The organism is Microbacterium sp., from assembly GCF_036566905.1.
Taxonomy (GTDB): domain Bacteria; phylum Actinomycetota; class Actinomycetes; order Actinomycetales; family Microbacteriaceae; genus Microbacterium.
In genome coordinates, this window is sequence record NZ_DATCVK010000191.1 from 1 (window position 1) to 9,807 (window position 9,807).

The following is a 9,807-nucleotide window of genomic DNA, read 5'->3' on the forward strand; positions in this document are numbered from 1 at the left end:
GACCGGTGGCGTCTCGCGGCCGTGGGGGCTCGCACCGAGATCCTCGCGGCCGCACCCCCCGGCACCGAGGGCGAGTGCTCCACCGCCGTCCACGTCGCCCCCGGCCAGGCCGCCGAGTCGATCCAGACGTGGGACTGGCACGACTTCCTCGTGCCGGAGGGGCTGCTCTGGGCGATCCCCTCGGCCGCGGGGCTCGACGTGAAGCTGTTCACCGAGTTCGGCACCGCGGCCAAGATCGGCGTCAACAGCGCCGGGCTGGGCCTGCACTTCAACATCCTCTCGCACGCGTCCGACTCCGATGAGGGCGGCGTGCCCGTCCATGCGGTCGCGCGGCGCATCCTCGACGAGGCGCGCTCGATCGCCGACGCCCGGCGCATCGCGGAGAGCGCGACGGTCAGCGCGTCGACGGTGCTCACCGTGTTCGAGACCGTCCCCGGTACCGGCGGCTCCCGCGCCGCGTCGCTCGAGTTGTCCCCGGCCGGGCTGGGCGTCGTCCAGCCCGGCGCCGACGGGTGGCTGTTCCACACGAACCATTTCCTCGATGCCGACCTGTTCGCCGGCGACACGATGCCGGCCGACTCGACGACCCACGAGCGGTTCGCCCACCTCGATGCCGTCCGCAGCGGCCTCGCGGGCCCCGATCCCACCGCGCGGGCACTCGCCGTCTGCGGGGGTCTGGGCGCCGACGCCGCCGTCTGCATGACCCCGGACCCGGCGCTGCCCCGCGTGGATCAGTGGGCGACGCTCCTCACGATCAGCGTCGACACGGTGGGCTTCGGCCTCGACGTGTTCCCCGGCCGCCCCGACGAAGCCGCGGCCGCAGGGCTCATGCGGTTCTGACCGGGCGTCAGCGCAGCCCTGAGCGCAGATCGTCCCCCGTCTGCCGGACGCCCGCAGTGGCGGCATCCGCACCCTCGTCATCCTCGGCGGGCAGCGACGGCGGAGCTGCGGCGTATGCATCCGACAGCTCGCGGTAGGGCTTCGACACGAAGGCGAGCAGCACGACCAGCAACAGCACCAGGCTCGCCCCGACGAACGCCAGCGCGATGCCCCGGGCCTCGCCGTCGCCGAGCAGCCAGCCGAACGAGTCCTGGCCCTCCGGCGACTCCATGAACGGGATGAGCCAGAACTGGGCGATCGGACCGATCAGGAACGCCGAGACCGGCGCTGCCGCCGATTCCACGCTCGCCGCGAAGCCGAAGACGCGGCCTTGCTTCTCGTACGGCACCACGCGCTGCACGATCGTCTGCTCGGAGGCCTCGGCGATCGGCATGAGAGCCATGAAGATCAGGATGCCGAGGGCGTACAGCCACCACCACTCGCGGATGGCGAAGCTCATGCCCAGCAGGGCGATCCCGATGTTGACCAGCAGCATCGTGCGCACGGGGTTCTTGCCGAGCCCGAACTTGGCCACGAGCGCGCCGCCGATGATGAACCCGAAGCTCGTCACGCCGAGCACGATCCCCCAGGCCTCGACCGAGAACAGCGTCAGCCCGTAGGGGTCCATGAGGGCCATGAACACGCCGCCGACGAGATTGTTGAACGTCGAGAAGAGGATGAGGGCGAGCAGTCCGGGCACCGCCATCACGGCGGGGATCACTCCGCGGAATCCGAACCCCTGCGCCGCTGCGGCAGGGTTGTCGCCGGCGATGTGGGCGACGCCCCGCTCGGGGATCGGCACGAAGAGCAGATGCACGAGCGCGACGCCGGTGGCCGCGATGGCGATCGCGACCGTCCATCCCATGCCCAGCAGGCCGATCGACAGGCCCGAGAAGACGCTCGTCACCATGAACGCGATGCCCTGGACCGCGCCGACCAGGCCGTTGGCGCGGTCGCGGCGCTCGGCCGGGACCAGCAGGGTGACGGTCGTCGACAGCGCGATGTTGCGGAGGTTCTCCACGACGCCGCCGATGAGGATGACGCCGGCGAACGCCCAGAACCACAGCCCGCCCCAGTCGAGGAGGGCGCTCTCGGGGACCGCCAGATAGATGGCGCCCGCGAGCACGTAGGCGACCGCGGTCACGATGCTCGAGAGCAGCATGACGGCCTTCTTCTTCATCCGGTCGACGATCACGCCGAACACGACGCCGAACACGGCGACGAGCAGCATGTACGACCCGCCGATGATCGCCGTGGCGAGCACGGACTTCGTCTCGAGGTACACCCAGAACGTCAGCGCGAACCAGAGGTAGCTGCTCGTCACGTTCGCCAGCGCGGTGTTGACGAGCACCTGATAGAACGCGCGCAGCGTCCGCGGCCCGGCGTGTGCGCGAAGATCCTCGTCGGAGGCGGCGGGCCCTGCGGGGCTCGTCTGACTCATGTCGATTCCTTAGGCGTGTTCTCGGTCGGGGAGGGAAGAGCGAGGGTCTAAGCTCGATGTGGACAGTGTTCACATACAATGTTCACACCGTACACACCCGGGCCGGAGGATGCAATGACTTCACCCGTGCGCACCTATCATCACGGCGACCTCCGACAGGCCCTCATCGGTCAGGGACTGCAGCTCGCGCGCACCGGCGGCCCTGGCGCCGTGACACTTCGAGAGGCGACCCGCGCCGCCGGCGTCTCGCCCAACGCCGCGTACCGACACTTCGCCGACCGGGACGCTCTCGTGCGCGCCGTCGCCCGTGAGGCGCAGCTCGCCCTCGCCGGCGCGATCACCGCACGCGTCGCCGCGACCCCCGGGGGCCTCGCTCCCGCAGCGGCGACGATCGAGCGCCTGCGCCGGGTCGGGCTGGCGTACATCGACTTCGCCCGCGCGGAACCCGGATGGTTCGAGACCGCCATCTTCACGCAGGACGCCGACGCCAGCGGCGCCATCGTCACTCTCGACGACGAGATCGTCGCGCCCTTCCGGCTACTCATGGACACGCTCGACGCCATGGTGGATGCCGGAGCCCTCGCGCCCGAGCGGCGGCCCTACGCCGAGTGGGCGTGCTGGTCGGCGGTCCACGGCTTCGCCGACATCGCGGTGCACGGCCCGGTGCGCCGGCAGCCGGCGCCCGTCGTCGACGCCCTCGCGGCATCCGTCGTGGAAGCGGCGATCACGGGCGTGCGCGGCACCGCCGTGCCGCCCCCCTCGTAGACTGCGCTCCATGGTCGACCGTGCCGCGTCCGACGCAGCCCCGCGCTCCTCACCGGTACGGCACGCCCTGTGGTGGGCGGCCGACTACCTGTACGCGGCGCGACGCCAGTTCGCCGTGCTCTCGCTCCCCTGGTCGATCGGCCGGCCGCGCCCCCTCCCGGCATCCTGGCGCCAGGGCGACCCCGCACTTCCCGAGGTCTATCTCGTCCCCGGGGTTTACGAGCACTGGACGTTCCTCCGCCCCCTCGGCGATGTCCTGGCGGCAGCAGGGCACCGGGTACGGGTGGTCCACGGACTCGGCGTGAACCGCCGCAGCATCCCTGATACCGCCGACCGCCTCGAGCGCGTGCTCGCCGACACCCCGCCCCCGCGGGCCGGCGTGGTGCTCGTGGCGCACAGCAAGGGCGGGCTCATCGGCAAGCACGTGCTGGTGACCTCCGGCGCCGCGGTCGAGGCGGCGAGAGCCGCCACCTCGGGCGAGGACCCGACGGATGCCGCCGCCGCCGCGACGCCGCGCACCGGCACACGCCCGCTCGGGCTCCTCGGACTGGTGGCCGTCGCGACGCCGTTCGCGGGCGCTCGGCGGGCACGCATCTTCGTTGATCCGAGCATCCGGGCGTTCCTTCCCGACGACGAGACGATCGTCATGCTCGGCCGCGAGACGTCGATCAACGGGCGCATCGTGTCGATCTTCGGCCCGTTCGACCCGCACATCCCCGAGGGCAGCGCCCTGGACGGCGCCACCAACATCGCGGTGCCCGCCGCCGGGCACTTCCGGGTGCTGGCCTCGCCGGCGACCCATCGTGCGGTGCTCGACGGCATCTCGCTGCTCGGGCGGCCGGACGACGGATGAGCACCGACCCCGGAATCAGACCCCGGGACGGTGCGGCCACCAGGCCGGGAGCAGCGCCAGATAGACGCGCAGGAAGTCCTCGACGCGGGGACGAGGATGCCGCAGCCACCCGTCGATGACCCCCACCGTGCCGTCGGCGAGAAAGCGGGCGGCGGCGTCTGAGACGACCGAGTCCGAGGCGCCGTCGGCGGTCAGCGGCAGCTGTATCCGTCCGCGTTCGAGCAGGATCTGGGTGGTCCCGCGGAAGTGCCGGCTCAGCATCGCGTGCAGCGCCCCTCCCCCGTCCGCCAGCTCGCGGCGGTAGATGTCGACGTGGCGGAGGATGTGCCGCAGGACGCCCTCGGTCACGGTGGCGACGGCGGTGGCGGCATCCGATCGGTCCTTCATCAGCTCGTCCCGGAGGACGTCGAGCTCGGCGGTCAGCGCGGCTTCGACGAGACCGGCAGGAGATTCGGCGTGCTCGTAGAACGTCGAGCGGTGCACACCCGCCGCGTCAGCGAGCTGCGTCACGGTGAGGCTCGAGAGCGGTCGCTCTGCGGCGAGCGCAAGTGCGGCGGCGTACAGACGGTCGCGACTGCGCTGCTTGCGGGGGTCCATTCCACCTCCGGGAATCTTTTCGACAGGTGTAGGTTAACTCATGAGTAACCGACATCTGTCGGAGAAACAATCCGGCGCCACGCGCTGACGCCGCCAACGGAGGTACATCATGGCTACGTACGATGTCGCGGAGCGTTCCGCCATCGTCACAGGCGCCGGATCCGGCATCGGCCGGGCGGTCGCCCTCACTCTCGCCGAGAACGGTGCGGCGGTGGTCGTCGCGGACGTGCGACAGGAAGCCGCGGACGCGGTGGTCGAGGAGATCACGGGCGCAGGCGGCACGGCGGTCGCGTTCGTCGGCGACGTCTCCGACCCCGCGGTCGGACAGGCGGCCGTCGACGCCGCAGAGGCGCTCGCGCCGCTGCGCATCGCGGTCAACAACGCCGGCATCGGCGGCGCCGCCGCGCCGATCGGCGAGTACCCGATCGACTCGTGGTAGAAAGTCATCGAGATCAACCTGAACGCGGTGTTCTACGGCACGCGCGCGCAGGCGCCCGCGATCGCCCGCAACGGCGGCGGCTCGATCGTGAACATCTCGTCGGTGCTCGGCTCGGTCGGCATCCCGATGTCGTCGGCCTACGTCACCGCCAAGCACGGCGTCGTCGGCCTCACCAAGAACGCCGCGCTCGAGTACGGCGCGCAGGGCGTCCGCGTCAACGCGGTCGGGCCCGGCTTCATCCACACGCCGCTGGTCGACGCCAACCTCGACGCCGACGCACAGGCGGCGCTGGCCGCCAAGCACGCCCTCGGTCGCCTGGGCGACTCGCAGGAGGTCGCGAACCTCGTCGCATTCCTCGCATCGGATGCCGCGACCTTCGTCAGCGGCAGCTACCACCTCGTCGACGGCGGCTACGCCGCCCAGTAGCATCCGTCCTCCCGAACCAGCGGCCCGCGCGAACCCGAATCGCGCGGGCCGCTTCCTCGTCCGCGCCGACCGTCAGGGCGGCGCCGGAGTCCACACGAGCGTGTGGCCGGTCGCGGTGAACGTCTCGTTGCCGGCGAGCTTGCCGGTGGTGGTCGCCGTGCGCACGAAGCCGAGCGACTCGTAGAAGGCGCGCGCGGCGTTGCCGTCGAGCACCTCGAGTTCGACCGGACCACCCGAGCGTGCGATGAAGTGCTCGACGAGTGCGCGGCCGATCCCCCGGCGGTACATGCTCGGGTCGACGTATATCCACGTGATCTCGCCGCCGTCGGGGCCGACACTGCCGGCGATGAAGCCCGCGACCCGGCCGTCGACCTCGGCGACCCAGACCTCGTCGTCGAAGAGGCCCTCGTTCTCGTGAGTGGCGGCGAGGTCGAGGTAGGCCTCGAGCAGGCCGGCGCCGCGCAGTTCGTCGAGGCGGGCGGCGTCATGGATGCGGCAGATGTCGTCCCAGTCGCGGGCCTCGTACGGACGGATGTCGAGGGTCATGGCGCGTCGAGGGCCGCCTGGACGGAGCCGCGCCAGGCGGCGAGCACTTCGATGTGCCGCAGCAGGAACGCGCGCTCGTCGAGCCGTTTCCGCCGCAGCCACCCGGTGACCTCGTCGTTGCTCTTGCTCGCGTTGCACGAACGGCATGCCGGCACGACGTTCTCGAAGGTGTACCTGCCCCCGCGCGAGATCGGCAGGACGCAGTCCTTCTGGAAGGGACCGGTCGCCATGCCGCAGTACGCGCATGCCCCCCAGGCCTCGAGCAGCGCCTCCCACTCGTCGAGCGTCAGGTCGTTGTCGGCGGCGGCCACCCGGCGCGCACGGCGCCGCGCGGCGCGCGCCCGCCTGGTCTGACTCACCGCCATGCCTGACACGCTACCGAGCACGGTCGTCGACACCCGGTCGACGCGGCCGCCCGTCCGCCGACATCATGTGCTCTCGCCGGCACTCACACGGACGGCCGGCTCAGACGGACGCCTCGGGCACCCCGTCGAGGAGCTTCTCGATCGTGGTGATGACGCCGTGGTCGAGGTTCGAGGGAGCGCGGAACCGCGCCCGGGCCGCGACGTCCGGGTGCGCGTTGGCCATCGCGAACGACAGGGCGGCGGCATCCATCATCTCGAGGTCGTTCAGGTAGTCGCCGAACACGGCCGTCTGCTCGTGCGTGATCCCCGTCGCCACCTGCAGACGGCGCAGCGCCACGCCCTTGTTGACGCCGTGGTTCATGACGTCGATCCAGTGATGTCCCGAGACGACGACCTGGTGCGTCGCCCGCAGATCGTCGAGAGCGGGGGCCGTGGTGGCGGCCTCCACGAAATCGAAGACCGCGACCTTGAGGATCTGGTCGTCGACCTCGAGCAGGTCGTCGACGACCTGCAGGCGCGCGTAGTACTTCTCCGCCTCCGCGCGGAAGGGCGGATCCGCGCGCTCGATGTACGCGGACCGCTTGCCGCACACGACGACGCCGAGGTCGCTGCCCGCCGCGGCGAGCGCGCGCAGGCGCGCGACGAGGGATGCCGTGAACGCGGCGTCCATCGCGTCTGAGCTGATCTCGACATCACGTTCGACGACGTACGCGCCGTTCTCTGCGATGAACACCATGTTGTCGAGGTGCTCTGCGAACGCGCGCTGGAGCGTGGCGAGCTGGCGTCCGCTCGCCGGAGCGAATCGGATGCCGCGGGCGCGCAGCCGGTCGAGCAGCGGCCACAGAGCGTCGGGGATGCGTCCGTCGCCGTCGAGCAGCGTGCCATCCATGTCGACGGCGATCAGGCGCAGGCCGGGCGAGGGATAGGGCATGGCACCTCCTCCCCCAGGGTAGGCGCGCTCACAACGGACACGGACCGTCGGTGAGTAACCCGTAACCAAGGCGCGCATCGCCGCGAGTACGTTAGGGGCGTGACCGCTCCCGTCGATGCCACCACCACGTCCGCCTGGGCCGAGCTCAGCTCCCTCCGCGATTCGTTCGCCCCCGATCTGCGCGATTGGTTCGCGATCGACCCGCGCCGCGCCGAACGGCTGAGCTTCGAGCTCGCCGACCTGCACGTCGATCTGTCGAAGAACCTCGTGACCGACGAGATCCTCGCCGCCCTCGTGCGCCTCGCTGAGGAGACCGGGGTCGCCGAGCGCTACGCCGCGATGATCGCCGGCGAGCACATCAACACCACCGAGGACCGCGCGGTGCTGCACACGGCGCTCCGCCGCCCGGCGGGCGCCCAGCCCCCGCTGGTCGTCGACGGGCAGGACATCGATGCCGACGTGCAGTCGGTGCTGACCGCGATGACCGCGTTCGCCGACCGCGTGCGCTCCGGCGAATGGGCGGGCGCGACCGGCAAGAAGGTCACCCACATCGTCAACATCGGGATCGGGGGGTCCGACCTCGGCCCCGTCATGATCTCCGCAGCCCTGGAGCCCTACGCGACCGCCGGGATCGAGGCACGGTTCGTCTCGAACATCGACCCGACCGACCTCGCGCAGAAGACGAAGGGGCTCGACCCCGAGACGACGCTGTTCATCGTCGCGTCGAAGACGTTCACCACCCTCGAGACGCTGACGAACGCGCGACTCGCCCGCGACTGGCTCTGGGCCGGCCTCGAGGCGTCCGGCGCGATCGACGGCTCCGCCGAGGCGAAGACGGGTGCCGTCGCCCACCACTTCGTCGCCGTGTCGACGGCGCTCGACAAGGTCGCCGCCTTCGGCATCGACACGGCGAACGCCTTCGGGTTCTGGGACTGGGTCGGCGGCCGCTACTCGGTCGACTCGGCCATCGGCCTGTCGCTCATGATCGAGCTCGGACCCGACGTGTTCCGTGAGCTGCTCGCCGGATTCCACGCGGTCGACGAGCACGTGCGCACGACTCCGCTCAGGAGCAACGTCCCCGTCCTGATGGGGCTCCTGAACGTCTGGTACACGAACTTCCTCGGCGCCCAGTCCCACGCCGTGCTCCCCTACGCACAGCAGCTGAGCCGCTTCGCCGCGTACCTGCAGCAGCTGACGATGGAATCGAACGGCAAGTCGGTGCGCTGGGACGGTTCCCCGGTGACGACCGATACCGGCGAGGTGTTCTGGGGCGAGCCGGGCACGAACGGCCAGCACGCCTTCTACCAACTGATCCATCAGGGGACCCGGCTGATCCCGGCGGACTTCATCGCCTTCGCGAACCCCGCCTACCCGCTGGCGGACGACGGGCGCGACGTGCACGGGCTGTTCCTGTCGAACTTCCTCGCTCAGACCAAGGCGCTGGCGTTCGGCAAGACGGCAGAAGAGGTCGAGGCGGAGGGCACCACCGGCGCCCTCGTCGCCGCGCGCACCTTCGCGGGCAACAAGCCCACCACGTCGATCTTCGCGCCGGCGCTCACGCCCTCGGTGCTCGGCCAGCTGGTGGCGCTGTACGAGCACATCACCTTCACCCAGGGCGTGATCTGGGGTGTGAACTCGTTCGACCAGTGGGGTGTCGAGCTGGGCAAGCAGCTCGCCCTGCAGATCGCCCCGGCCATCGAGGGAGACGAGGCGGCGATCGCCGCGCAGGACGCCTCGACCCGCGCCCTGCTCGCGTATTACACGGCGCACCGCACCGTCTGAATCGCTTCCCTGAGGGGGGAGGATGCCGGCACTCCGGCATCCTCCCCCCTTTGTTTTCGACGGCGGACCACGCCTTCTCGTGCCTCGGATCAGGACTTTCGGGGAAAACGCCTCCCACGATTCGTTCAGGAAAACACCGGGAGTCGTCCAGACGGCATGAGGCAGACTCGGGCACTTGTGTGTCCGACCCGAGGGCACACGGCGCCGATACCCGCGGCGCGATACCCGAAGGATCCTACGTTCGTCATGCACTCAGATTCGTCACTCACTCCTGCCCGCCGCCGCCGCGGCCGCTTCTTCATCCCCGCCGTCGCCGCCGGCGCCGCCCTCGGCATCGTCCTCACGACGGGCCTCACGCTCGCCTCGCCGACCCTCGCCAACGCCGCTCCGCTGGCTGCGTCGGCCATCGCCTCGGCCACCGCGCCCGAAGCGACACTGCGCGACATCCGCGTCGACGCCCAGGGCACGGTGCTCGCCGCGCGCGTCGCCGTCACCGAAGCCACCGCTGTGACCGCCGACATCGCGGCGTCCGGCCTCGACCTCGGCCTCCCCGACACGTCGATCGACACCGCCCCTCTCGAGCAGGCGACCGATCGCCTGTCGAAGCTCGACCTTGTGCCCATGCTCCTCGTCCCGGGGCTCGCCGCCGACGCGAACCGCGTCACCGCCCGGGTCTCGGCGCGCATCTCCGAGCTGCGCGAGCACCTCGACGCCGCCAAGGCGCAGAAGGCCGCGGAGGAAGCGGCCGCTGCAGCCGCGGCAGCCGCCGCCGAGGCGCAGCGA

At 70.9% G+C, this 9,807-nt stretch carries 9 protein-coding genes and 2 pseudogenes; 6 read left to right on the forward strand and 5 right to left on the reverse strand.

Features of this window, described 5'->3' with window-relative positions:
- Positions 1-840, forward strand: an 840-nt coding sequence (locus tag VIP82_RS16170; protein ID WP_331910435.1) for a C45 family autoproteolytic acyltransferase/hydrolase, incomplete at its 5' end; no start/stop codon positions are given.
- Positions 841-847: 7 nt separating this feature from the next.
- Here VIP82_RS16170 and VIP82_RS16175 read toward each other — a convergent pair.
- A complete protein-coding gene (locus VIP82_RS16175) occupies positions 848-2,320 on the reverse strand; it encodes an MFS transporter (RefSeq protein WP_331910437.1) in 1,473 nt (490 codons plus the stop codon).
- A gap of 114 nt (positions 2,321-2,434) precedes the next feature.
- On the opposite strand from VIP82_RS16175, the gene VIP82_RS16180 reads away from it, so the two are divergent.
- A complete protein-coding gene (locus VIP82_RS16180) occupies positions 2,435-3,085 on the forward strand; it encodes a TetR/AcrR family transcriptional regulator (RefSeq protein WP_331910439.1) in 651 nt (216 codons plus the stop codon).
- A gap of 10 nt (positions 3,086-3,095) precedes the next feature.
- Positions 3,096-3,938: an esterase/lipase family protein gene (locus tag VIP82_RS16185; RefSeq protein WP_331910441.1), complete on the forward strand. Its 843-nt coding sequence runs from the start codon at positions 3,096-3,098 to the stop codon at positions 3,936-3,938.
- 15 nt (positions 3,939-3,953) lie between these two features.
- On the opposite strand, the gene VIP82_RS16190 is transcribed toward VIP82_RS16185, so the two are convergent.
- Positions 3,954-4,535, reverse strand: a complete 582-nt coding sequence (locus tag VIP82_RS16190) for a TetR/AcrR family transcriptional regulator (RefSeq protein ID WP_331910443.1) — start codon at positions 4,533-4,535, stop codon at positions 3,954-3,956.
- Between the two features lie 109 nt (positions 4,536-4,644).
- Between VIP82_RS16190 and VIP82_RS16195 the strand changes: the two are divergent.
- Positions 4,645-5,400 (forward strand): annotated as a pseudogene (locus VIP82_RS16195) (SDR family NAD(P)-dependent oxidoreductase).
- Between the two features lie 72 nt (positions 5,401-5,472).
- Here the strand turns inward: VIP82_RS16195 and VIP82_RS16200 are convergent.
- The 3 genes from VIP82_RS16200 to VIP82_RS16210 form a co-directional block, all read right to left on the reverse strand.
- Entirely contained in the window at positions 5,473-5,946 is a 474-nt protein-coding gene (locus VIP82_RS16200; RefSeq protein WP_331910445.1) for a GNAT family N-acetyltransferase, read from the reverse strand.
- Positions 5,943-6,311, reverse strand: coding sequence for an HNH endonuclease (locus VIP82_RS16205; protein ID WP_331910447.1), 369 nt, complete (start codon positions 6,309-6,311; stop codon positions 5,943-5,945). Before VIP82_RS16205 ends, VIP82_RS16200 begins: the two co-directional genes overlap by 4 nt.
- Before the next feature lie 100 nt (positions 6,312-6,411).
- Positions 6,412-7,242, reverse strand: a complete 831-nt coding sequence (locus VIP82_RS16210) for a Cof-type HAD-IIB family hydrolase (RefSeq protein ID WP_331910449.1) — start codon at positions 7,240-7,242, stop codon at positions 6,412-6,414.
- A gap of 99 nt (positions 7,243-7,341) precedes the next feature.
- On the opposite strand from VIP82_RS16210, the gene pgi reads away from it, so the two are divergent.
- Together pgi and VIP82_RS16220 are read left to right on the forward strand one after the other, a co-directional pair.
- Positions 7,342-9,024: a glucose-6-phosphate isomerase gene (gene pgi, locus VIP82_RS16215; RefSeq protein ID WP_331910451.1), complete on the forward strand. Its 1,683-nt coding sequence runs from the start codon at positions 7,342-7,344 to the stop codon at positions 9,022-9,024.
- Positions 9,025-9,270: 246 nt separating this feature from the next.
- Positions 9,271-9,807, forward strand: a pseudogene (locus VIP82_RS16220) (aggregation-promoting factor C-terminal-like domain-containing protein); the annotation flags it as partial.